This is a genomic window from Streptomyces sp. NPDC051183, assembly GCF_040682455.1.
GTDB lineage: Bacteria > Actinomycetota > Actinomycetes > Streptomycetales > Streptomycetaceae > Streptomyces.
Window position 1 is genome coordinate 29,209 of the sequence record NZ_JBFBBA010000015.1, and the last position, 23,085, is coordinate 52,293.

Genomic DNA, 23,085 nt, shown 5'->3' on the forward strand with positions numbered 1-23,085 from the left:
AGCGGGCAGCGCAGGTCATCGGGCCACTGGTGCAGGTCATCGAGCCACCGGTGAGGTGGACCTTCGGGCGTGGAGGACCTCCGATATCCGACGCGCGTCACCCGTATGTGGTGGCCGAGGCGGTCTGGCCGAGGCACCTGCGGGCTCCGCCCCGGCGCGGGTCGCGGAACACGTGTCGGAACTCGAGCGCACGGGCATCCTCCGGCGCTTCCGGTGACTTCGCTGCAGGCCGGGCACGGTCAGGATCGATACGAATCGGTCAAGTACCCAAGCCTGTGTCGATCAAGGGCGATGTTCGGGGAGGATGGCGGGCAATGAACATGTTTTCTCCGCAGGCCGAGGGCCCGCCCGACGCATACGGGCCCTTCGCGCACCTCACCGCCCCGAACGTGCTGCTCTACCGCGCGGTGATGCGGACGTTCCTCGTCGCCAAGGAGCGGTTCGCCGTGCACCTGCGGCCCGAGGAGGTGCACGCCGGGCTCGTGGGCGGTGTACGGCCGGCCGAGCTGGAGGGGGTCGTCGGCGCCCTGGACAAGCTCGTGGCGTGGGGGAACCTGCGGGCCGATCCGGACACCGGGCGGGTCACCGCCGTCGAGGACTTCTACCGCAAGCGCTTCATCTACCAGCTCACGCGGGAGGGGGAGGCCGCCGAGCAGGCCCTGTCCGCGTACGACGAGGCGCTGGGGCGGCGGGGTGCGCTGCAGGCCGTCGCGCTGCACGACATCGTCACGCAGCTGCGCGCCCTCCTGGTGCTGGCGGCCGAGGAGGCGCCGGATCCTGCCAAGGCCCATCTCGCGCTCGACGCCCTCGCCAGCCGCTTCGCCGCGCTCGCCGACAACGCGCGGGCCTTCATGGGGTCCTTGCAACGGACCATCGACCTCCACGACGTGGGGGAGGAGGTCTTCCTCGCCTACAAGGACCAGCTGATCCAGTACCTGGAGCGCTTCATCCAGGACCTGATCACCCTCGGCGGGCGCATCGCCCGGCTGATCCTGGAGCTGGAGGGCGACGGCCGGATCCAGCCCCTGCTGCGGGCCGCCGCCGCCCGCGAGGCCGCCGACGCCACCCCGCAGGAGGCCGCGCACGCCGAGCTGGCCGCGTACGAGCGGTGGGCCGGCCGGTGGGCCGGGCTCGGTGCCTGGTTCCTCAGCCGGGACGGCCGGGAGTCGCAGGCCCGGCTGCTGAGAGGGAGAGCGCTGGGCGCGATTCCGCAGCTGCTCGCCGTCGTGCGGTCGCTGAACGAGCGACGGGCCGGGCGCTCCGACCGGTCCGCCGACTTCCGCACCCTCGCCCAGTGGTTCGCCGAGGCACCCGACGACGACGCCCGGCACCGGCTGTGGCGGACCGCCTTCGGGCTCTATCCGGCACGGCACCTCTCGCTGGACGCCGAGACGCTGGCCGCCAGGCTCGCGCACCCGGATCCCGCGTCCACCCCGTGGGCCGACGCCGCGCCGCTGCACATCAGCCCCCAGCTGCGCCGTACCGGCAGCTACGAGCGGCGCGGCAAGCCCCGCAAGGTGGAGGACCGGCAGGAGGCGCGCCGGCTGCTCGCCGAGACGGCGGCCAAGCAGGCGGCCGAGATCGCCGCCGCCCGGGCCCGGCTCGCCACCGACGGCACCACCAGGCTGTCCGGGCTCGGCGAGCTCGACCCCGTCAGCTTCCGGATGTTCCTCCAGCTGCTCGGCGACGCACTGGCCACCTGGCGGCCCGGTATGACGCACACCGTGGCCACCAGCAACGACGGATCCATGGAGATCCGGCTCACCGCCGGGGCCGACGGGACCACCGCCGAAGTCCGCACACCGGACGGGGTGTTCCGCGGCCCCGATCACACCATCGAGATCACCGACCTCACCGACCTCACCGGGGGCCGCGTCGAAGGGAGTGAGGGAGCGTGAGCACTCCGCTCGCCGAAGTGCTGGACGGGCAGCACGCCGCCGAACTGCGCAAGGCCGCCCGAGCCCTCCTCAAGCACCCCCTGCTGCTCGCGCACGGTCCCCAGTCCGACGAGTTCCGTCTCGTCCGGCGGCACGCCTCCGAGCTGCGTGAATGGTTCGACCGCAACACCGGCTGGTCCCTCCAGGCCGACGCCGACACGGCCAGGCTCGGCAAGACCCCGGCGCGCCTCGACGACGCCACCCACCCGGCCCGCGACGCCACCCGGAGCGCCGCTCCGTTCACGCGCCGCCGCTACGTCCTGCTGTGCCTCGCCCTCGCCGCCCTCGAACGCGGCGAGGCACAGATCGCGCTGGGCCGGCTCGCCGACCAGGTGGTCCTGGACGCCGCCGATCCCCGGCTCGCCGCCGCCGGGATCCACTTCACCCTGGACCGCCGGGAGGAGCGCCTCGACCTGGCGGCCGTCGTACGGCTCCTGCTCGGCCTCGGCGTCCTGCGCCGGGTCGCCGGCGACGAGGACGCGTACGTCAGCGGAGCCGGCGACGTCCTGTACGACGTCGAACGGCGCGTGCTCGCCGGGCTGCTCGCCACCCGCAGGGGCCCTTCGACCGTCCGGGCCGAGTCGATGGAGGACCGGCTGGCCGAACTCACCGCCGAGACGGCCCTCGACAGCGACGAACTGCGCTTCCGCGCGATGCGCCGGGCACTGACCCGCCGGCTGCTCGACGACCCCGTGCTCTACTACGACGAACTCACCGACGCCGAACTGGCCTACCTCACCCGCCAGCGGGGCTTCCTCACCGCGCGGATCACCGAGCTGACGGGTCTGGTGCCCGAGGTCCGGGCCGAGGGCATCGCCATGGTCGACCCCGACGACGACCTGACCGACATCCGCATGCCGGAATCGGGGACCCACGGCCATGTCACCCTCCTGCTGGCCGAACACCTGGCGGCAGCCGGGGGCTTCGTCACCACGGCCGCTCTGGAGCACCGGGTGGCCGACCTGGCCTCGGAGCACGGCGGCTTCTGGTCCAAGTCCGCGCGGGAGCCGGGCGCCGAACGGGAGCTCGTGGAACAGGCACTCGCCCGGCTCTGCGCCCTCGGTCTGGTCTCCCGTACCCCCGGCGGCGTCCTGCCCCGCCCGGCACTCGCCCGGTACGCCGTCGGACCGACCGTCGTCATCGAACCCGGCACGGCGGGTTCCGCCGCGGTGCCCGCACAGCGAAAGGCCAACCGACGATGAACCCCCGCACCGGGCTCCCGGCCCCCGCGCGCTCCCGCTGGCAGCCCCTGCGGATGGGGCTCGTCGACCTCTTCCACTACGACGTGGAGGAGTTCTACTTCCGCGACGGCCGGCTCCTGCTCCGCGGGAACAACGGGACCGGCAAGTCCAAGGTGCTCGCCCTGACCCTGCCCTTCCTCCTCGACGGGGATCTCAGCGCCCGCCGTGTCGAGCCGGACGGCGACGCGGGCAAGCGGATGGAGTGGAACCTCCTCCTCGGCGGCGAGCACCCCCACTCCGAACGGCTCGGCTACACCTGGGTGGAATTCGGGCGCCGTGACGAAGCCGGCGGGGAGGAGCACTTCCGTACGCTCGTCTGCGGACTCAAAGCCGTCAGCGGACGCGGAATCGCCCGCCACTGGTGGGCGGTGACCGCGCAGCGGATCGACCACGCACCGGCCGAGCTGCGCTCACCGGGATCCCTGAGCCTCCTCGACGCCACCGGCACGGTCCTTTCCCGGGACCGGCTCATCGAGGCGGTAGCCGGAGCGGGGATGGTCTACGACCAGGCCAAGGCGTACCGCCGCGCCGTCGACGAGGCGCTGTTCGGGCTCGGCGAGCAGCGCTACGCGGCCCTGGTGGACCTCCTCATCCAGCTGCGCCAGCCCCAGCTGTCCAAACGTCCGAACGAGGCCGCCCTCTCCCGCGCCCTCACCGAGGCGCTGCCGCCCATGGACCAGGCCGTCATCGCGGACGTCGCGGAAGCCTTCCGCTCCCTGGACGAGGAGAAGGAGGAACTGCGGGCCGCCGGGGCGGCCGAGCGCGCGGCCTCCGCGTTCCTCGACCACTACCGGCGCTACGCGCGCATCGCCTCAAGGCGCCGGGCACGCCTGCCGAGGACCGAGCACTCCAGGTACGAGCAGCTCCTGCGCGAGCTCGCCGTGGCACAGGCGGACAAGAGCGAGGCCGAAGGCGAGCGCGAGGCGGCCGCCGGCCGGATCGGCGAGCTGGCCGACACGCAGGCGAGGCTGGAGGCGACGGACGCCGCCCTGCGCGAGGGCCCGGAGATGCGCAGCGCCCGTGAACTGGAGCGGGCGGCCCAGACTTCGGAGCGGTCCGCGCAGGCACACGACCGGGCACGCGAGGACCAGGAGGAGGCCGATGCCCTGCACGCGCGGGCCCTCACCCGTCTCGGGAGCGCCGAGAACCGGCTCCGGGCGGCACACGAGCGGGCCGGGCAGACGCTGATCAGCGCACGGGAAGCAGCCGTTGCAGCCCGGCTGGAGCTGCCCGGGGACGAGTCACTGGCGCCTGCCGAGCTGAAGGCCGCCGTGACGGAGGCCGCCGACCGCCGCCGCCGAAGCCTCGCGCACATGGAGGACCTGGCGGACCGGGCCGACGAGGCCGAGGCCGAGCGTCGGAGCGCGGTACGGCGGCTCGACGAGGCGGAGGCCGACCTGGCGCAGGCCGCCGAGGCCCGGGACACCGCCGAGGAGGCGGTGACGGCCGAGGGGCGCGCCCTGGTCGACGCCGTGCGTGAGCACACGGGCCGCTGCACGGAACTCGCCTACCCCGATCCGACGGGGCTGCTGGACGAGCTCCAGGAATGGGCCCGGCACCAGGACGGCCCCAACCCGGCCCGGCGGCATGCATCGCTGGCGCACAGCGCCACGGCAGGAGTGCTCGCCGAGCGGATGGCGCAGGCGGCGCAGCAGCGGGCGGGCCTGACGGCCCGCACCTCCGAGGCCGAGGAAGAGCTCGGGGCCCTGGAGGCCGGCGGCGGACGCGGACCGGCAGCCCCGCCCACCCGGACGCCCGGCCTTCGCGACCGGTTCGCCGGTGCCCCCCTGTGGCGGCTGATCGACTTCCGGGAGCAGGTCGGCGACCGTGACCGGGCCGGGCTGGAAGCGGCCCTGGAGGCGGCCGGACTGCTGGACGCGTGGGTGCGTCCCGACGGCGGGGTCCTCGCCGCGGACTGCCACGACGTTCTCCTCGACCCGGCGAGGGGGCCGGTCGACGGACCGTCGCTCGCCGATGTCCTGTGCCCGGCAGTGGACCGCGGTGATGCCCGGTCCGCCGCCGTGGGCGAAGCGGCGGTGTCCCGCCTGCTCGCGGCGATCGGTCTGGGTGCGGCCGACGCGGACACGGCCGCCGGGACGGGAGTGCCGGATGCCGTGCGGGGGAGCACGCGGCCGGCGGAGGACCCCTGGGCCGCCGTGGACACCTGGGCCGCGGTGGACGGAACCTTCCGCGTCGGCGCCCTCACCGGTCGCTGGGCCAAGCAGGCCGCCGAGTACATCGGCGAAGGCGCCCGGGAGGCCGCGCGCCGCGTTCGCGCCGATGCGCTGCGCGCCGAACTGGAACTCCTGCGAAGGGAGTCGGCGTCCGTCGCGGACGAGGCACAGGGGCTGGCGGACCGCCGCCGTACGCTCGATGCCGAACTCGCCTCCCTGCCGGACGAGACCGCGCTGACCCGGTCCCATGCCCGTGCCGCGGCCGCCGCCGAGACCGGCCGCCGGGCCGGGCTCCGTCGTGCGGAGCGGGCCGCGGATGTGCTGGCCGCGGCCGAGCAGGCCGAGCTGGCGACCGCCGGACTCCACGAGGCCGCGGCCGATCTGGGGCTGCCCGCGGACCGGTCCGCCCTGGCCGGCGTACGGCAGGCGCTCGGCGAACTCGCCGCCGTACTGGCCGCCCTCTGGCCCGCGCTGCGCGAGCGCTCGGAGGCGTCCGAGCAGGTGGAGGGGGAACGGGAGGAAGCCGCCCGGGCTGCGGCGCGCTCCGCCGCACTCGGCCTTCGCACTCAGGAGACCGCACGGGAGGCGGCAGCTGCCGACGAGCGGCTTGCCACCCTGCGCTCGACCGTCGGAACCGCCGTGGCCGAGCTGGAGCGCAGGCTCGCCGAGACCGCCCGGGCCCTGCGCGCCTGTGCGGTCGAGCAGAGTCTGTCCCAGGACCGCCGCACGCAGGCGGACGGTCGGGCCAACCGGGCTCAGGGACGGATCGAGCAGCTGGAGAAGGACGTCACCGGTGCCGCCGCCGCGCGTTCCGAAGCGATCGCCGCGCTCCAGCGGTTCGCGACCACCGGCCTCATCACGGTCGCGCTCCCCGAGCTCGCCGTACCCGCGACGGGAGACGGACCGTGGGCGGCCACCCCGGCCATCGCGCTGTCCCGCGCCCTGGAGTCGGAACTCGCGGCCACCGACGACTCGGACGGGGCCTGGGAGCGGGTGCAGCGGCGCCTGAGCGAGGAGCTCAAGACCCTCCAGGACGCGCTGTCCCGCCACGGCCACACCGCCTCCGCCCGGATGGTCGAGGACGGCATGGTCGTCGACATCGTGTACCAGGGCCGGGAGCGTGCCGTACCCGAACTTGCCGAGGCGCTTGCCGTGGAGGTCGGCGAACTCACCCGCATCCTTTCCGCGCACGAACGCGAGATCCTGGAAACCCACCTCATCACCGAGGTCGCGGGCACGCTCCAGGAACTCATCGGGGCCGCGGAGCGCAAGGTGCTGGCCATGAACGCAGAGCTGGAGGAACGGCCCACTTCCACCGGCATGACGTTGCGTCTGGTGTGGCGGGCCTCCCGCAAGGCTCCGGCGGGCCTTGCCCAGGCCCGGGGGCGGCTGCTCCAGACGGCCGATGCCTGGACTCCCGAGGACCGGGCCGCGGTCGGGGAGTTCCTGCAGACGCAGATCGCCCGCCAGCAGACGGAGGACGCGGCGGGCAGCTGGCTGGACCACCTCACGGCTGCCTTGGACTACCGCTCGTGGCACGAGTTCGCCGTCGAACGCCAGCAGCACGGCCGCTGGGTGCCCGCCACCGGACCGGCTTCGGGGGGCGAGCGCGTACTCGCTGTCTCCGTACCGCTGTTCGCCGCCGCCTCCTCGCACTACGCGAGCGCGGGAAGCCCCCACGCACCCAGGCTCGTCACCCTCGACGAGGCGTTCGCGGGAGTCGACGACGACTCCCGCGCCAAGTGCCTGGGGCTCCTCCACGCCTTCGACCTGGACGTGGTCATGACCAGCGAGCGGGAGTGGGCCTGCTACCCGCAGGTTCCGGGCATCGCCATCGCCCAGCTTTCCCGTGTCGACGAGGTGGCCGCCGTACTCGTCACCCGCTGGGAGTGGGACGGCACGGCCCGGACGCGCCGCGAGGATCCGGTGCGTCCGGCGGACCCGGAGCCCCTGTGGGCGTGAGCGGGACGCCGGTGGACGAAGCCCGCCTGCGCCGCCTCCTCGGCGGCGCCGACCTGGCCTGGCTGGTGGAGCGGGTACGCCGGCGGCTGGAGCGCGGGCAGCCCCTCACCGGAGCGGTCTCGCTGGCGGCACCGAGTCCGGCCGAGCGGGCAGCGGCGGAGAGGCTGCTGGGCCGGACACCCGGCGGCGGCAGGGCGCTGACGGTCCGGCTCGACACCGTGGACGCCGTGCTGGTCAGATCAGGTGTCAGCCCGGAAGGCCTGCAGGCGGCGGTGACGGCGCTCACCGGTCGGGTCGTTCCACTCGACGAGCTCCGCCGGAGTGAGGAGCATGCCTGGGAGGAGGCGTACACCTCTCTCGCCCTGCTGGCCGAAGACCTTCCGCAGCACGCTGCCTGGGCCGCCCGTGTTCGCGACGACGGCCTCGTACGCCGTCTCGCCCGCACACCTGCCGCCGCCCGTCCGATCCTGGAGCAGACCGTTCGCGTGCTGCGGGAACTGCCCGTCGAACCGGCACGGTCGCTGTCAGTGTTCGCCGCGGACGTCCTGGGGAGTGCCCACGCACTCGACGACGGCACGCCGGTGGCCACCCTCGCCCTTTCCGGCGCCCGCGCACTGACCGGCCACCCCGACGGAGTGGGAGCGGCGTGGCGGCGGGCCGCGTGGGCTTCCGTCGGCCTGCTCCGGGACGATGTCTCCTCGACGGTGCTCACCCTGGGCCTCCGCGGGACTCCGGCCCTGGACTGGATGGCCGACGGGGGCGAGCCGTGCGTCCTCACCCTCCGGCAGCTCGCCCACCGTCCGCCGCGCACGGCACCGCCCGTGGTCCACATCTGTGAGAATCCCGCGGTCCTTGCGGCCGCAGCGGACGTGCACGGACCGGACGCCCGACCGCTGGTCTGTGTCCAGGGCCAGCCGTCGGCCGCCGCTCTCACGCTGTTGAACCACCTGCATGCGTGGGGTACGGAGTTCCGCTACCACGGCGACTTCGACTGGGGTGGTCTGCGCATCGCCGCGGTGCTGATGCGGCACGTGGCCTGGCGGCCCTGGCGCTACACGGCAGACGACTACCGGGAGGGCGTGGCGGCGACCGGGGCAGGTCTGTCTCGGCCGCTCTCCGGTCAGCCGGCCCCATCGCCGTGGGACCCGGATCTGGCCCTCGCGCTGGCAGAACACGGGATGCGCATCGAGGAGGAGGCGGTTCTCGACCTGCTGCTGGCAGACCTTGGGCAGGGAGCAGATGCATCCGGCCGTGACGCCCGTTTGACGCCCGGGCCCCGAGTCAGCCCGCAAACGGCGCCGTGATCCGCCTCTGACGAAGCACCCCGGCGCGCGCCACGGCATTTACCACGCCCCCGGCGCGCACCGAAGGTGCGCTGGATCGCTGACCTGCTATTTTTATCGGCTGAGTGCGTGGCGATCCTGGAACCGGTGGCAAAGGGCGCCTGACCTGCAGGTCTGCCGTACAAAACGGCGCTGCGGAACGGTCGGGGCAGCCGGTCCGGCGCGGAGGCTAGCGCCGGGGCTGGGTCCGGACGGGGCCACGTGACGCTGATCGTGAAGATCATGGGGAATCGATCGGCCGCGGCTCACGTCCCTGTGGTGTGGGGCGCCCAGTGCACCCGCCCGTGAAAAGAAGACCCCCAGGGAGAAGTGAGGTATGGCAGTGATCTGCGTCGGAGGCATGATCGGGATCGGCAAGACGAGCGTGGCCGAGCTCCTCGCCAAGGAGCTCGGCAGCGAAGTCTTCTACGAGAGCGTGGAAGACAACCCGATCCTGCCGCTCTTCTACACGGCGAGCCCCGAGGAGATCCAGGCCAAGCGCTACCCCTTCCTGCTCCAGCTCTACTTCCTCCAGACGCGGTTCGCCGCGATCAAGGAGGCGTACAAGCAGGGCGACAACGTCCTCGACCGGTCCATCTACGAGGACTGGTACTTCGCCAAGGTCAATCACGAGCTGGGCCGGATCAGCTCCCTCGAGATGCAGGTCTACGAGGGGCTGCTCCAGGAGATGATGCGCGAGATCGACGGCCTGCCGTACCGCAAGGCGCCCGATCTCATGGTCTACCTCAAGGCGGACTTCGAGACGGTGCTGCACCGCATCGGGCTGCGGGGCCGCGATTTCGAGCAGGACGAGAGCCTGGTCGAGTACTACCGGACGCTGTGGTCCGGCTATGACGACTGGGTGCACAAGCACTACTCGGCCAGCGACGTCCTCGTCGTCGACATGAACTGCACGGACGTCGTGAACAACCCCGAGGACGCGGCCCGCGTGGCGCAGGAGGTCAGGGACGCCCTCGCGGCGGCGCGACGCCGGGGCTGAGCCGCTCCGCGGCGGGTGCGGTGGACGGTACGGCCGAGGTCAGCCGTCCACCGGCAGGCCCGTGTGGGGTTTGATGCGCTTCATGATGATCTGGGAGTTGACCTCGGTGACGCCGGAGAGGGCCGTCAGCTTCTCGATCCAGAGGCGTTCGTACGCGCGCAGGTCCGCGACCGCGATGCGCAGCAGGCAGCCCGGGCTGCCGAAGAGGCGGTAGGCCTCGATGACGTCGGGGATGTCCTGGAGCGCGGACTCGAACGCCTCGACCGCCTCCCGGTCGCGGCGGACCTCGACGGAGACCAGCACCTCGAAGCCGCGTCCGACCGCCTCGGGGGAGATCACCGCACGGTAGCCCTGGATGACCCCGTCCTGTTCGAGCTGGCGGACGCGGCGCATGCAGGGGGAAGGGGTCAGGCCCACGCGCGCGGCCAGCTCCTGGTTGCTGAGCCGGCCATCGGCCTGGAGCTCACGCAAGATATCTCTGTCGATGGCGTCCATGGCGCAATTATTCATCACCATGTATTGCGTACCGGGCGATAGTCGCAATCACATTGCGTGTTGAACCGCCTACCATTGCTCTCTGTAGAAAATCTGTACGACCTCTATGTGATGTGAGGGAAGGGCGGCCATGGGACGCATCGTCGTCATCAGCACCGGCGGCACGATAGCCAGCCGCTGGCAGGGATCCGGCTTCGCCGCCGACGCCGCCGGGAGCGAGGTCATCGCGACCGCACCGCTTCCCGAGGGCATCACCGTCGAGGTCGTGGACCTGTTCAGCGTGAACAGCCCCCGCCTGACGACCGCCCACCAGCTCACCCTCCTGCGCACCGTGCACGAGGTGCTCGCGGACCCGGGCGTGGACGGCATCGTCGTCACGCACGGCACCGACACCCTGGAGGAGTCGGCGTTCCTGGTCGACCTGCACCACCACGACGCCCGCCCCGTGGTGTTCACCGGCTCCCAGCGGCCCATGGGCACGGCGGACGGGGACGGTCCCGGCAATCTGTACGACGCGCTGCTGACCGCCGCGACGGTACGGGGCCTGGGCGTGCTGGTCGCGTTCGCCGGCCGGGTGCACGCGGCCCGCGGGACCGTGAAGACGCAGGCCGTGGCGCTCGACGCGTTCGCCGACCCCTCGAAGGAACTGCTGGGCAAGGTCGGCTTCGGCAAGGTCACCGTGCTGCGGACGCCCCAGCGGCCGGCGGCGCTCGCGCTGCCCGCGATGCCGGAGCTGCCGCCGCGGGTCGACGTGGTCGTGCACCACGCCGACGGGGACGCCGTCCTGCTGAACGCCGCCGTCGCGGCCGGGGCGCGGGGGATCGTGCTCGTCGGGACGGGCGCGGGCAATGCCACCCCGGAGATCGTGGAGGCCGTCGAGGCCGCCGTCGCCCGCGGGGTGTTGGTCGCGCTGACCACCCGGGTCGCGGCCGGGCCGGTCACCGAGATCTACACGCACGGCGGCGCCGTGGACCTGGTCGCGGCCGGTGCCGCCCCGACGGGGACCCTGCGGGCCGGGCAGGCGCGGATCGCGGTACTGGCCGCGCTGCTCGCCTCCGACGACGTGGTGGAGCAGGGCCGCGTCCTGCGCGAGGTGCTCGGCGCGGCCGGATCGGTCCTGGTCGACGCCTGACCCCTGCGGGGTCGGCCGGGGCCGGAGCTCGGCCGGGGCCGCCGCCTTTCGGCAGCGCCCCCGGCAGGGATCAGCTCCGGCCGAAGGCCGTCAGGATCTGGTCCGCCGCCGAGGTGGCCGTCACCTCGCCCGCCCGCACCGAGGCTTCCAGGGCCGGCGCGAGGTCCCGTACCGCGGGGCTGGCGCGCAGCCGCTCCAGGAGTTCCTCGCGGACCATCGACCAGGTCCACTCCACCTGCTGGGACGCCCGCTTGGCCGCCAGCCGGCCGCCCGCGTCCAGCAGCCGGCGGTGCTGCTCCAGCCGGTTCCAGACCTCGTTCAGACCCGCCGACTCCCGTGCGCTGCACGTCAGGACCGGCGGGGTCCAGGCCGCGTCGGCCGGGTGCATCAGGCGCAGCGCGCCCGACAGTTCGCGCGCGGCGGCCTTCGCGTCCCGCTCGTGCGGGCCGTCCGCCTTGTTCACCGCCAGCACGTCGGCCAGCTCCAGCACGCCCTTCTTGATGCCCTGGAGCTGGTCGCCCGTGCGGGCCAGGGACAGGAGGAGGAAGGAGTCGACCATCCCCGCCACCGTCGTCTCCGACTGGCCGACACCGACCGTCTCGACGAGGACCACGTCGTAGCCCGCCGCCTCCATCACGATCATCGACTCGCGCGTAGCCTTCGCGACCCCGCCCAGTGTTCCGGCGGAGGGCGAGGGGCGTACGAAGGCCGCCGGGTCGACGGAGAGGCGTTCCATCCGGGTCTTGTCGCCCAGGATGGAGCCGCCCGTACGCGTCGACGACGGGTCGACGGCCAGCACCGCCACCCGGTGACCCAGCGCCGTCAGCATCGTGCCGAACGCGTCGATGAACGTGGACTTGCCCACCCCGGGCACACCGCTGATCCCGATGCGCCGGGCCCGCCCCGAGTGGGGGAGCAGCTCGGTCAGGAGCTGCTGGGCCAGCGGCCGGTGCGCGGGCAGGGTGGACTCGACGAGGGTGATGGCGCGTGCGATGAACGCGCGCTTCCCGTCGAGCACCCCTTTCGCGTAGGCCTCGATGTCGATCTTCGGCACCGGCCGCCGCCTACAGCTCGTGGCCCAGGTCCGCGGCGAGCCGCGCCACCAGGTCGTGCGCCGCGTCCGGGATGACCGTGCCGGGCGGGAACACCGCCGTCGCCCCCATCTCCAGGAGCGTGGGCACGTCCGCGGGCGGGATGACCCCACCCACGACGATCATGATGTCCTCGCGGCCCTCCTCCGCCAACTGCTCGCGCAGCGCCGGTACGAGGGTCAGGTGGCCGGCCGCCAGCGACGAGACGCCCACCACGTGGACGTCCGCCTCGACGGCCTGGCGGGCCACCTCCGCCGGGGTCTGGAACAGCGGGCCGACGTCCACGTCGAAGCCCAGGTCGGCGAAGGCCGTCGCGATCACCTTCTGGCCGCGGTCGTGGCCGTCCTGGCCCATCTTGCAGACCAGGATGCGCGGACGGCGGCCCTCCGCCTCCTCGAACCGGTTGATGAGCGCACGCGTGCGCTCCAGGGACGGGGACTCGCCTGCCTCGGTTCGGTACACACCCGAGATCGTACGGATCTGGCTCGCGTGCCGCCCGTACACCTTCTCCAGTGCGTCGGAGATCTCACCGACCGTCGCCTTGGCGCGCGCCGCGTCCACCGCCAGCGCCAGCAGGTTGCCCTCCCCGCGCTCGGCCGCGTTCGTCAGCGCCCGCAGGGTGTCCTGGGTGACCGCCTCGTCGCGCTCCTCGCGCAGCCGCCGCAGCTTGGCGATCTGCTGGCTGCGCACCGCGGAGTTGTCGACCTTCAGGACGTCGATCGCCTCGTCGCTCTCCACCCGGTACTTGTTCACGCCGATCACCGGCTGCCGGCCGGAGTCGATCCGCGCCTGGGTACGGGCCGCGGCCTCCTCCACGCGCAGCTTCGGGATGCCCGCGTCGATGGCCTGCGCCATGCCGCCGGCCGCCTCGACCTCCTCGATGTGCTGCCAGGCCCGGCGCGCCAGGTCGTACGTCAGCTTCTCGACGTACGCGCTGCCGCCCCACGGGTCGATCGAGCGGCAGGTCCCCGACTCCTGCTGGAGCAGCAGCTGGGTGTTGCGGGCGATGCGCGCCGAGAAGTCCGTCGGCAGCGCCAGGGCCTCGTCGAGGGCGTTGGTGTGCAGCGACTGGGTGTGGCCCTGCGTCGCCGCCATCGCCTCGATGCACGTGCGCGTGACGTTGTTGAAGACGTCCTGCGCCGTCAGCGACCAGCCCGAGGTCTGCGAATGGGTGCGCAGCGAAAGGGACTTGGCGTTCTTCGGGTCGAACTGCTTGACCAGCCGGGCCCAGAGCAGGCGGGCGGCGCGCAGCTTCGCGACCTCCATGAAGAAGTTCATGCCGATCGCCCAGAAGAACGAAAGGCGCGGCGCGAACGCGTCCACGTCCAGCCCGACGGCCTGCCCGGCCCGCAGGTACTCCACGCCGTCGGCGAGGGTGTACGCCAGCTCCAGGTCGGCCGTCGCCCCGGCTTCCTGGATGTGGTAGCCGGAGATGGAGATCGAGTTGTACCGCGGCATCTTCTGCGAGGTGAACGCGAAGATGTCGGAGATGATCCGCATCGAGGGCTTGGGCGGGTAGATGTAGGTGTTGCGGACCATGAACTCTTTGAGGATGTCGTTCTGGATGGTCCCGGCGAGCTTGTCGGGGGAGACGCCCTGCTCCTCCGCCGCCACGATGTACAGCGCGAGGACCGGCAGCACCGCGCCGTTCATCGTCATCGACACCGTCATCCTGTCCAGCGGAATGCCGTCGAACAGCTGGCGCATGTCGTAGATCGAGTCGATCGCCACGCCCGCCATGCCGACGTCGCCGGTCACGCGCGGGTGATCGCTGTCGTAGCCGCGGTGCGTCGGCAGGTCGAAGGCGATCGACAGGCCCTTCTGGCCGGCCGCGAGGTTGCGGCGGTAGAAGGCGTTGGACTCCTCGGCCGTGGAGAAGCCCGCGTACTGCCGGATCGTCCAGGGCTGGTTGACGTACATCGTCGGGTACGGGCCGCGCAGGTACGGGGCCACGCCCGGGTACGTGTTGAGGAAGTCCAGGCCCTCCAGATCCCTGCCGGTGTACAGCGGCTGTACGCCGATGCCCTCGGGGGTCTCCCACAGCAGATCGCCCGGGGCGGTGCCCGTGGACTCCTTCACCGCCGCGCGCCACTGCTCCTGGGAACCGGCCGCGGGGGCGGCGCCGTTCAGCGCGAGCCCGGAGAAATCGGGGATACCGGTGCCGCTCAAGACGCGACTCCCATCCGGTCGAGAACGGAGGACAGCACGGCGACGGCGTCGCAGCCGGCGAAGACGTACTCGTCCGCGGCCTGCCCGGCGGTGCCGGGCCGGCCGGCGAGGAACACGGTCGTGGCACCCGCCGCGCGCAGGGCGGCGGACACCGCCTCGGCCTGCTCCTCGTACAGGGCGTCGCTGGAGCACAGCACGGCCATGCCGTCCGCGCCGCTCGCCGCGTAGGCAGCCGCGGCGCTCTGCGGGTCCACCGAGACGGGGTCGTGCACCGGTGTGACGCCGCCCGACTGGAACAGGTTCGAGGTGAAGGTGGCGCGGGCCGTGTGGGCGGCCGCCGGGCCCAGCGCCGCGAGGAAGATCCTCGGGCGGGCGCCGGTCGCGGCCAGGTGCGCGTCGCTGCGTGCGCGCAGCGCCTCGTACGCCTCGTCGCGCCGTACGCGGGGCAGCCCGCCGGTGGGCAGCGGCGGTGCGGGTTCGCGTACGACCGGCTTCTCCGACAGCAGCGGGAACTCGCTGACGCCGGTGATCGGCTCGCGGCGCTTGGCCAGCTTGGCGGAACGCTCGGCCCAGGTGGCGGCGAGGCGGTCGGCGACCAGCCCGGAACGCAGGGCGGCGGCCAGACCGCCGGACTTCTCGATCGTCTGGAAGAACTCCCAGGCGGCGTGCGCGAGTTCGTCGGTGAGCTGCTCCACGTAGTAGGAGCCGCCGGCGGGGTCGATGACGCGGGCCAGGTGCGACTCCTCCAGCAGGATGGTGGAGGTGTTGCGCGCGATGCGGCGGGCGAAGGCGTCCGGCAGGCCCAGTTCGTGGTCGAAGGGGAGCACGGTGACCGAGTCCGCGCCGCCCACGCCCGCCGCCATGCAGGCGACGGTGGTGCGCAGCATGTTCACCCAGGGGTCGCGACGGGTCATCATCACCGGCGAGGTCACTGCGTGCTGGTGCTGCGCACCGGCTTCCGTGGCCCCGCAGGCCTCGGCGACGCGGGCCCACAGGCGGCGGGCGGCGCGGAACTTGGCGATGGTGAGGAACTGGTCCGCGGTGGCGGCGTAGCGGAACTCCAGCTGGCCGAGGGCCGCTTCGATGCCCAGCCCGCCCTCGGTGAGGGCGCGCAGGTAGGCCACGCCGGTGGCCAGGGACAGGCCCAGTTCCTGGCCCGCGGAGCCGCCGGCCTCGTGGTACGGGAGCGCGTCGGCGGTCAGGGCGCGGACGCCGGGCCAGTCGGCGGCGGCCGTCCGGGCCAGCTCGACGGCTTCGGCGGGGTCGAGCCGCTCGCCCGTACGGGCCTCGTGGCCCAGCGGGTCGGCACCCAAGGAGGCCCGGGCGGCCGAGGGGGCCACCTCGCGCTCGGCGTACAGGCGCAGCAACGCGCGGGCGGCGTCGGCGTATTCGGCGCCGGCGTCGAGGGAGACGGGCGCGAGGTCGAGGTAGACCCCGGCCAGGGCGCGGGGGAGCGCGTCGACCGGGAGGCCGCCGGCGCCGACGGTGAGCCACAGCGAGGTGACGCCGTTCTCCAGGTCGGCGAGGACCGCCTCGTTCACCCGTACGGGATCGGTGCCGAGGAGCCGCTGGCGTACGTCCCAGCCGGTGGCGGCGTTGCCTTCGGGCCTGCCGCCCCGTACGAAGGGGGCAAACCCTGGGAATGCAGCAAAGGCGGAGGACGCGGCGGACGCCGCGCTCCCCGGAGACCCGGGAACGCCTTCGTCCCCGCCGGGGCCGGTGTCCTCGGCCGTCGCGGGTGCGGTGTACAGCGGGCGGGTGGTGAGCCCGTCCTCAAGCTTCGTGGACAACGCGTCTTCCGCTGCCTCGCCGGAAACTTCCTTGCCCGACTTGCGCAGCACGCCCTCTACCAGGCGCTGCCACTGCTCATGCGTCGCGTCAGGGAATTCGGCGGCCAAGGAGAGCCCGTCATCAGGCAGGACCGTCATGGCTCGAATGTTAGGGGGGTCCCCGAAGCGCGCCTATAACCATCGGATGTGATCTCCCCCTCTCATGTGAGACGGGAGGGGTCACGAAAGAGCGGACCGAGCAGTACGGTCGCGGCGGCCACGGGCAGCACGGCGGGTCCGGCGTGCGGGCCGACTGTGCGCTGCCCGTAGCGCTCGGAGTCTCCGGCCGCCCGGCGGATCTCGGCGAGGTAGTCCTCGTCCAGCACGCTGGAGAGCTCCGTGATCACCATGACGGCCGGGTTGAACACGTCGAGGAGGAGGGCCGCGGCCCGGCCCACCGCCCGCGCCCGCTCGCGCAGCAGCCGGTCGGCGCGGGGGTCGCCGGTGGCGGCCGCGTCCACGAGGAGGTTGACGGAGGGGTCCGGGACGATGCCGCGGCGCACCGCCTCGGCGCCGAGGACGGTGTCGGAGACGGTCGCCCGGAGGCAGCCGGTACGTCCACACGTGCACGGGGTCCGCGAACCGGGCACCGGGAGGTGCGCGACGTCACCGGCGGCCGCGCCCGGGCCCCGGAGCGCTCAGACGGTCAGGACGATCTTGCCGCGGGTGCGGCCCGAGGCGCTCAGCTCCCAGGCCTTGGCCGCCTCGGCGAGCGGCAGCGCGTGTTCCACGTTGACCGTGAGCGCGCCCTCCTCGGCCAGCTTCGCCAGGAAGGTCAGGTCGGTGGTGTCCGGGCGCACCCACAGCTGGTGCGCGCCCTTGGCGGCGGCTTCGTAGTCGGCGATGGAGACCACCCGGGCGCGCTCCTTGACGAGGGACTGGAGGGTCTCGACGACCCCGTCCCCGTAGAAGTCCAGGCCCGCGTCGATGCCTTCGGGTGCCAGCTCGCGGACCCGGTCCGCCAGGCCCTCGCCGTAGAGGACCGGCTCGGCGCCGAGGGAGCGCAGGTAGTCGTGGTTGTGGGCGCCCGCCGTACCGATGACCCGCAGGCCGAGCGCGACGGCGATCTGCACGCCCAAGGAGCCGGTGCCGCCGGCGGCGGAGTGGATGAGCACGGTCTCGCCGGCCTTGAGGCCCACCCGGGTGAGCGACTGGTAGGCGGTGAGGCCGGCCAGCGGGATCCCCGCGGCCTGCTCGAAGGTCAGCGAGCGCGGCTTGCGCGCGAGGGTGCGGACGGGGGCGGAGACCAGCTCGGCGTAGGTGCCGAGCTCCACCCACTCCTTGCGGACGTACCCGTACACCTCGTCCCCGACGGCGTAGTCGAAGGTGTCGGCGCCGACGGCCTCGACGACTCCGGCCACGTCCCAGCCGGGTATGACGGGGTAGCGGACTTCCAGGATCGGGTCGAGGTACCCGGCGGCGAGCTTCCAGTCCACCGGGTTGACGCCCGCGGCCTTGACGCGGACGAGCACCTCGCCGGGGCCGACCTTGGGCTCCGGTACGTCAACGAGCTCGAGGGCGTCGGCAGTTCCGTATGCGCTGTATGTGATGGCCTTCATGATCACCCCAACGGGACGCCGCCCCCGGCTATTCCGCGTCCCGCCTCACGCCGGCAGGGTGTTGCGGTGCGAGCGCCGGCGGGCCGCGCTGAGCAGGGCCTGGATCTGCGCCCCGGACTGCTCCACGTCGTCCAGGGGTGAGGGGAAGGGCAGCCGTACGTCGTGGTGCCCGCGGTGCTGCTCCAGCCGCAGGGTGATCCCGTACCGGTCCATGGCGACCGGCAGCGCGCGGACGACGGCGGTGACGGGCACCGGCCGGACCAGGCGCAGCAGCAGGGTGACCAGTTCGGCGTGGTCGTCGAGGAGGTGGGTGAGCATGCCCGCCTCGTACGGGGCCAGCGGGTCGGGGCAGGCGGCGTCCAGCTCGTCGAGGCCGACGTACGAGCGGCCGTCCCCGGTCTCCAGCACGGCGCGGCCGAATTCCACGCAGGTGGAGTCGGCGCCCTCCTCGGTGTACGGGGTCAGCAGCCGGCCCAGCAGCGTGACCCGGGCGCGCACCCGGTCGCGAACGGGGGTGGGGGCGATGTCCGTGAACTCCAGCCGGATGGCGGGCCGGTGCTCGGCGTGGCCGCCCGGCTCGGCGGGGTGCAGGTGCAGCCGGCCGAGGGGGTCGGAGCCGTCGAGGTGGCGGACCTCGGTGCGCAGTCCGTCGGTGACCACGGTCATCGAGTGCGCGGCGGCCAGGACCGACCGGACCCGCTCGGCGTCGGTGGGCCGGGCGGCGGCGGGCGCGGGGTGGTCGGCCGGGGTGGCAGGGGGGCCGGACTTGCGCATGAGGATCTCTCCATCGTCCCGAGTGGTTACTTAGGTATGCCTAACCTAACCCATCCGTCAGGTCCCGGGGTAGTGGACGGGGTGACAGGTGCCTCGTGTCGCTGTTGGGCTGAACGGGTGAAACACGAGAGGATGGGGGGATGCACATGAAGCGCACGGCCGAGGCGGCCCGGTGAGCAGGTACGACGTCACCGACGAGCAGTGGGAGGGGCTCGCCCAGGTGGTCCCCCTGCGCAGCCGCAACGAATGGCCCTCCCGGGTGGACCACCGCACGATCTCCACGGCTCCCGGAGCGGTGGCGGCGGAGCAGCGGCGCTTCGTGGTGATCCGGGTCCAGATCTTCGCGGACGCCCGGGAGGTGGCCGAGTACCTGATCGCGCAGATCCCGGTGCTGCTCGACCTCACCGGCGCGGACAGCGAAGTGGCGAAGCGGATCCTGGACTTCAGCAGCGGCGTGGTCTTCGGGCTGGGCAGCGGGATGCACCGGGTCGACCGGAACGTCTTCCTGCTGGCGCCCGTCGGCACCGAGGTCGAGGGGATCGCGGCCGCGGCCGTCCCCCGATCGTAGGAAGGTCGCGGCGAGGGAACGGTTCGGCGGGCCCCCGGGGGCTCCGGCGGGCCGTACCGTCCGGCGCATGGACGCCACCACCTTGGACGCCACCACCTTGGACGCCACCACCTTGGACGCCACCACCTTGGACGCCACCACCTTGGACGCCGCCGCCCCGGACGCCACGACCTCGGGCGCCGCGACCCCGCTCCCGGATCCGGCCGCGCCGCCGGACGCCACGGTCCACCACCGGCCCGCGGTGACGCAGTTACGGCTCTCCGCCTACGCCTCGCACCGCGGGGCCGTCTTCCCGCTCGGGCCCGTCACCCTGTTCGCCGGGCCGAGCGGCAGCGGCAAGTCCCAGGCCCTGGAGGCCTACGGGGCCCTCGCGACCCTGGGCTCGGGCGCCACCCTGGAGCAGGCCTTCCCGGACGCGCGCGCCCTGATCCCGGACCGCGCCGTGCCCGACGCCGAGCGGCGCCGCGGCTTCCGCATCGGCTGCACCGTCGACGGGCCCGCCGGGCCGGTCCGGCTCGACCTCGCCGTGCAGGCCGAGCCGACGCTGCGGATCGTCGGCGAACGGCTCTCGGTGGACGGGCAGATCCTGCTCAGCACCGCGCTGCGCGACCCCGGCCGGCGATCCGTCCAGGCCGCCTGGCTGACCGGCGGCGCCACCGGGGTCACCAGGGCCCCGCTGCCCGACGACCGGCTCGGTACGGCGATGCTCCCGCTGCGCGTCGCCGGCGCCACGGCCGGGCAGCGGCAGGTGCTGGCCGCCGCCGAGCAGGTGGTGGTGGCGCTGCGCTCGGTGTTCCCCTGCGACCCCCGCCCGGAGCGGATGCGGGCGCCAGTGCCGCCGGGGTGGGGGCGGCTGCTGGGCGACTGCGCGAACCTGGCCGACGTACTGCGCCGGACCCGCGGCGAGTGCGGCACCCGCCACACGCTGCTGACCGAGGCGGCCCGTACCGGCTGCGCGGGCCCGGTGGCGGCGCTGGACGTACGGGCTCCCGCGGAAGGCCCCGTCACCGCGCTGCTGGACCGGGGCCCCGGCCGGCCCGGCACGGAACTGGGCCGGCTCGGCGCGGGCGAGCTCCGCTTCCTGGCGCTGGCGCTGGTCCTGCTGACCGGGCCGGGGGTGCTGGCCATGGACCCGGCCGCCGAACTGCTGTCCGCGCGGCAGGCGCTGACCGTACTGGCCGACGGCCTGGACCGGGACCTGGACCGGCGGCAGAGCGCCGAGCTGCTGCGACTGGCCCGGCTGGCGTGCGGGCGCGGGCACGTCCGGCTGGTGGCATCGGTGGGGGAGGCGTGCGCGGCGGCCGCCCGGGATCTCCCGGGGGTGTCGGTGGTAGACCTGTCGGCATGAACGACATGCGGGACACCCCTGAAGCCCGGCCCGACGAGCGCCTGGACCGACTCCAGCGGCGGCTCGCGCAGTTCGCGGCGGCGCGCGGCTGGGAGCCGTACCACACGCCCAAGAATCTGGCCGCGGCGTTGAGCGTGGAGGCGGCCGAACTGGTCGAGATCTTCCAGTGGCTGACGCCGGAACAGTCGGCCAGGGTCATGGAACAGCCCGAAACCGCACACAGAGTTGCCGATGAGGTGGCAGACGTGCTCGCGTATCTGCTGCAATTCTGTGAGGTCCTAGGGGTGGATGTGCTGGATGCGCTCGCCGCGAAGATCGAGAGGAACGAGCTCCGCTTTCCGGCGCCGGGTGATTGGACACCGAATCGTCACTCTTCGGAGTGATGGCGTCGTCCACAACCATGTTTGTGTCCACAGATTTCCGAATACCCCTGGCTTTACTGGTTCGTTGCCCTCACTCTGGGTAGTGGTGAGAACGGCGGATGTCGTGCGGACGGGGGACGGCATATGGATGCGGTACGGCTCATCGCGGCCGGCCGGCACGCGCTGGCACAGAGCGGGGCTGCGTGGGACATCGTGGGCGAGGCCTGGCAGGCACAGGCCCTCGCGCAGGGAATAGGGAGCTGGCTGGCGGTCACCGGGCCGCCGGAGCTGAGAGCGGAGGCACGGGGGCTGGGTGAAGCAGGGGGCAGAGGCTGCGGGGTGCTCGACAGAGCGGCCCTGCTCGGCGAGGGCATCGCGCCCGAACATCCGCCGCGGGCGGCGCAGCTGACCGGGGTGGCGGACGTCCGGCAGGCGCTGCTCGGACTCCAGGCGCTGCTCGGCGAAGTGGGCATAGCCCTGGTCGGGGTGGCCTGCGGGACGGACGACGAAGGCCTGTACTGGCAGTGCATCGAGTCGATAGACGCGGCCGACGAGTCGAGCGATCGGGTACGGGCGATCCTGCGCCGGCTGACCGTCCGCGAACGGGGGTCGGCGACCGGCGTGGCCTGAGCACCGGCGCGTCGTGGCGGGGTCCCGCCGCGCGCGGCGGGACCCGTGCGGTCAGTACGACCGGTAGGAGGGGCGCTCGCCCTCGGGCGTACGGATCCCCGGGGCCGGCAGCGCGTCAGGGCTGCCCGCGGTGCGGTCCGTCGAGGACTGGAGGTCGGCGTCGAGCTGCGAGAGGTCGGCGTTCAGCGCCGCCATCAGCTCTTCCATCTGCTGCAGCAGGCCCTTGGGTGCGCCGCCCTGAGCGGGTACGGCGGACTCCTGGCGTGCATGGTCGTGCGCTGCCTGTCCGGTCTGTCCGTCCTGTCGGAGCGGTTGGAGATGTCGGGGGGCTTCCGGCACGGACTCCTGGGACATGGCGGCCTCCTCGGCCCTGGCCCTTCCGAGGCGGAAGGGGGCGGTGGACACACCGGCGAAGGGCCGCCGGCGCGCGGGCCGGGCGGTCCGGCTCCGTCCGAGCCAACGATCCCCATCCGGGCTGGTCACTGGCGGGGCCGGGGGTGGACCGCCCGGTTGACACAGATTCACCCGGCCGGGGTGGAACGGGCAGGATGGGAGACATGGATCTCCGCGTATTCACCGAGCCCCAGCAGGGCGCCGGCTACGACACCCTTCTGACCGTCGCCAAGGCCACCGAGGACCTGGGCTTCGACGCGTTCTTCCGCTCCGACCACTACCTGCGGATGGGCTCGGCGGACGGCCTGCCCGGTCCCACCGACGCCTGGATCACCCTCGCGGGGCTCGCCCGCGAGACCAAGCGGATCCGGCTCGGCACGCTGATGACGGCCGGCACCTTCCGGCTGCCCGGCGTACTGGCCATCCAGGTGGCGCAGGTCGACCAGATGTCCGGCGGCCGGATCGAACTGGGCCTGGGCGCGGGCTGGTTCGAGGAGGAGCACAAGGCGTACGGCATCCCCTTCCCGGCGGAGCGGATGGCCCGGCTGGAGGAACAGCTGGCCATCGTCACCGGACTGTGGGCCACCGAGCCCGGCGCCGCCTTCGACTACGCCGGCAGGCACTACCAGGTGGAGAACTCGCCGGCGCTGCCCAAGCCCGCCCAGGCCAAGGTGCCCGTCCTGATCGGCGGCCACGGCGCGCGGCGCACGCCGCGCCTCGCCGCCCGGTACGCGGACGAGTTCAACATGCCCTTCGCCTCGGTCGAGGACAGCCGCAGGCAGTTCGCCCGGGTCCGTGAGGCCGCCGCCGAGGCCGGCCGCAAGGCCGACGAACTCGTCTACTCCAACGCCCTGGTGGTGTGCGTCGGCAAGAACGACGCCGAGGTGGCCAGGCGGGCCGCCGCCATCGGCCGCGACGTGGACGAGCTCAAGGCCAACGGTCTGGCGGGCTCCCCGGCCGAGGTCGTGGAGAAGATCGGCACCTACGGTGCCATCGGCTCCTCCCGCATCTACCTCCAGCTTCTCGACCTCGACGACCTCGACCACCTGGAGCTGATCTCGGCCCAGGTCCTGTCCCGGCTCGGCTGACGGGAGGACCC

Annotated in this window: 18 protein-coding genes and 1 pseudogene; 11 read left to right on the forward strand and 8 right to left on the reverse strand. The window is 73.2% G+C overall.

What is annotated here, in order from left to right:
- Positions 1-314: 314 nt before the first annotated feature.
- The 5 genes from AB0M99_RS15520 to AB0M99_RS15540 all read left to right on the forward strand — a co-directional run bounded on the left by AB0M99_RS15520 (position 315) and on the right by AB0M99_RS15540 (position 9,636).
- Complete coding sequence (locus tag AB0M99_RS15520; protein WP_365920479.1) at positions 315-1,898, forward strand: TIGR02677 family protein; 1,584 nt, start codon at positions 315-317, stop codon at positions 1,896-1,898.
- Positions 1,895-3,139 (forward strand): TIGR02678 family protein, encoded by a 1,245-nt coding sequence (locus tag AB0M99_RS15525; protein WP_365920481.1) that lies wholly within the window; start codon positions 1,895-1,897, stop codon positions 3,137-3,139. Before AB0M99_RS15520 ends, AB0M99_RS15525 begins: the two co-directional genes overlap by 4 nt.
- On the forward strand, positions 3,136-7,314 hold the full coding sequence (locus AB0M99_RS15530; RefSeq protein WP_365920483.1) for a TIGR02680 family protein: 4,179 nt from the start codon (positions 3,136-3,138) through the stop codon (positions 7,312-7,314). Before AB0M99_RS15525 ends, AB0M99_RS15530 begins: the two co-directional genes overlap by 4 nt.
- Entirely contained in the window at positions 7,311-8,618 is a 1,308-nt protein-coding gene (locus AB0M99_RS15535; RefSeq protein WP_365920485.1) for a TIGR02679 family protein, read from the forward strand. Before AB0M99_RS15530 ends, AB0M99_RS15535 begins: the two co-directional genes overlap by 4 nt.
- A 355-nt stretch (positions 8,619-8,973) precedes the next feature.
- A complete protein-coding gene (locus AB0M99_RS15540) occupies positions 8,974-9,636 on the forward strand; it encodes a deoxynucleoside kinase (RefSeq protein WP_365920487.1) in 663 nt (220 codons plus the stop codon).
- Between the two features lie 39 nt (positions 9,637-9,675).
- Here AB0M99_RS15540 and AB0M99_RS15545 read toward each other — a convergent pair whose 3' ends face one another.
- Positions 9,676-10,131 (reverse strand): Lrp/AsnC family transcriptional regulator, encoded by a 456-nt coding sequence (locus AB0M99_RS15545; protein ID WP_365920489.1) that lies wholly within the window; start codon positions 10,129-10,131, stop codon positions 9,676-9,678.
- A gap of 130 nt (positions 10,132-10,261) precedes the next feature.
- On the opposite strand from AB0M99_RS15545, the gene AB0M99_RS15550 reads away from it, so the two are divergent.
- A complete protein-coding gene (locus tag AB0M99_RS15550; RefSeq protein WP_365920491.1) occupies positions 10,262-11,263 on the forward strand; it encodes an asparaginase in 1,002 nt (333 codons plus the stop codon).
- Positions 11,264-11,333: 70 nt separating this feature from the next.
- On the opposite strand, the gene meaB is transcribed toward AB0M99_RS15550, so the two are convergent.
- From meaB to AB0M99_RS15580, 6 genes and pseudogenes are all read right to left on the reverse strand, one after another.
- On the reverse strand, positions 11,334-12,317 hold the full coding sequence (meaB, locus tag AB0M99_RS15555) for a methylmalonyl Co-A mutase-associated GTPase MeaB (protein ID WP_365920493.1): 984 nt from the start codon (positions 12,315-12,317) through the stop codon (positions 11,334-11,336).
- A gap of 10 nt (positions 12,318-12,327) precedes the next feature.
- Complete coding sequence (scpA, locus tag AB0M99_RS15560) at positions 12,328-14,523, reverse strand: methylmalonyl-CoA mutase (protein WP_365920495.1); 2,196 nt, start codon at positions 14,521-14,523, stop codon at positions 12,328-12,330.
- Positions 14,520-16,451 carry a methylmalonyl-CoA mutase family protein gene (locus AB0M99_RS15565; protein WP_365920497.1) on the reverse strand — a complete coding sequence of 644 codons (1,932 nt, stop codon included), beginning with the start codon at positions 16,449-16,451 and terminating at the stop codon, positions 14,520-14,522. The genes scpA and AB0M99_RS15565 overlap by 4 nt, the downstream gene beginning before the upstream one ends.
- Positions 16,452-16,513: 62 nt before the next feature.
- Positions 16,514-16,972 (reverse strand): annotated as a pseudogene (locus AB0M99_RS15570) (ROK family protein); the annotation flags it as partial.
- Between the two features lie 18 nt (positions 16,973-16,990).
- Positions 16,991-17,911 (reverse strand): NADP-dependent oxidoreductase, encoded by a 921-nt coding sequence (locus tag AB0M99_RS15575; protein WP_365920499.1) that lies wholly within the window; start codon positions 17,909-17,911, stop codon positions 16,991-16,993.
- Between the two features lie 45 nt (positions 17,912-17,956).
- On the reverse strand, positions 17,957-18,685 hold the full coding sequence (locus AB0M99_RS15580) for a DUF2470 domain-containing protein (RefSeq protein WP_365920501.1): 729 nt from the start codon (positions 18,683-18,685) through the stop codon (positions 17,957-17,959).
- Positions 18,686-18,857: 172 nt separating this feature from the next.
- On the opposite strand from AB0M99_RS15580, the gene AB0M99_RS15585 reads away from it, so the two are divergent.
- The 4 genes from AB0M99_RS15585 (at position 18,858) to AB0M99_RS15600 (ending at position 21,593) form a co-directional block, all read left to right on the forward strand.
- Positions 18,858-19,253, forward strand: a complete 396-nt coding sequence (locus AB0M99_RS15585; RefSeq protein WP_365920503.1) for a cell division protein SepF — start codon at positions 18,858-18,860, stop codon at positions 19,251-19,253.
- Between the two features lie 67 nt (positions 19,254-19,320).
- Positions 19,321-20,601, forward strand: coding sequence for an ATP-binding protein (locus AB0M99_RS15590; protein WP_365920505.1), 1,281 nt, complete (start codon positions 19,321-19,323; stop codon positions 20,599-20,601).
- A complete protein-coding gene (locus AB0M99_RS15595; protein ID WP_365920507.1) occupies positions 20,598-20,984 on the forward strand; it encodes a nucleotide pyrophosphohydrolase in 387 nt (128 codons plus the stop codon). The genes AB0M99_RS15590 and AB0M99_RS15595 overlap by 4 nt, the downstream gene beginning before the upstream one ends.
- A gap of 123 nt (positions 20,985-21,107) precedes the next feature.
- Positions 21,108-21,593: a DUF6099 family protein gene (locus tag AB0M99_RS15600; protein WP_365920509.1), complete on the forward strand. Its 486-nt coding sequence runs from the start codon at positions 21,108-21,110 to the stop codon at positions 21,591-21,593.
- Positions 21,594-21,644: 51 nt separating this feature from the next.
- Here the strand turns inward: AB0M99_RS15600 and AB0M99_RS15605 are convergent, their stop codons facing one another.
- Complete coding sequence (locus tag AB0M99_RS15605; RefSeq protein ID WP_365920703.1) at positions 21,645-21,947, reverse strand: hypothetical protein; 303 nt, start codon at positions 21,945-21,947, stop codon at positions 21,645-21,647.
- A 203-nt stretch (positions 21,948-22,150) separates the two neighbouring features.
- Here AB0M99_RS15605 and AB0M99_RS15610 point away from each other — a divergent pair, with 203 nt between their 5' ends.
- Positions 22,151-23,074, forward strand: a complete 924-nt coding sequence (locus AB0M99_RS15610; RefSeq protein WP_365920511.1) for an LLM class F420-dependent oxidoreductase — start codon at positions 22,151-22,153, stop codon at positions 23,072-23,074.
- Positions 23,075-23,085: the final 11 nt, after the last annotated feature.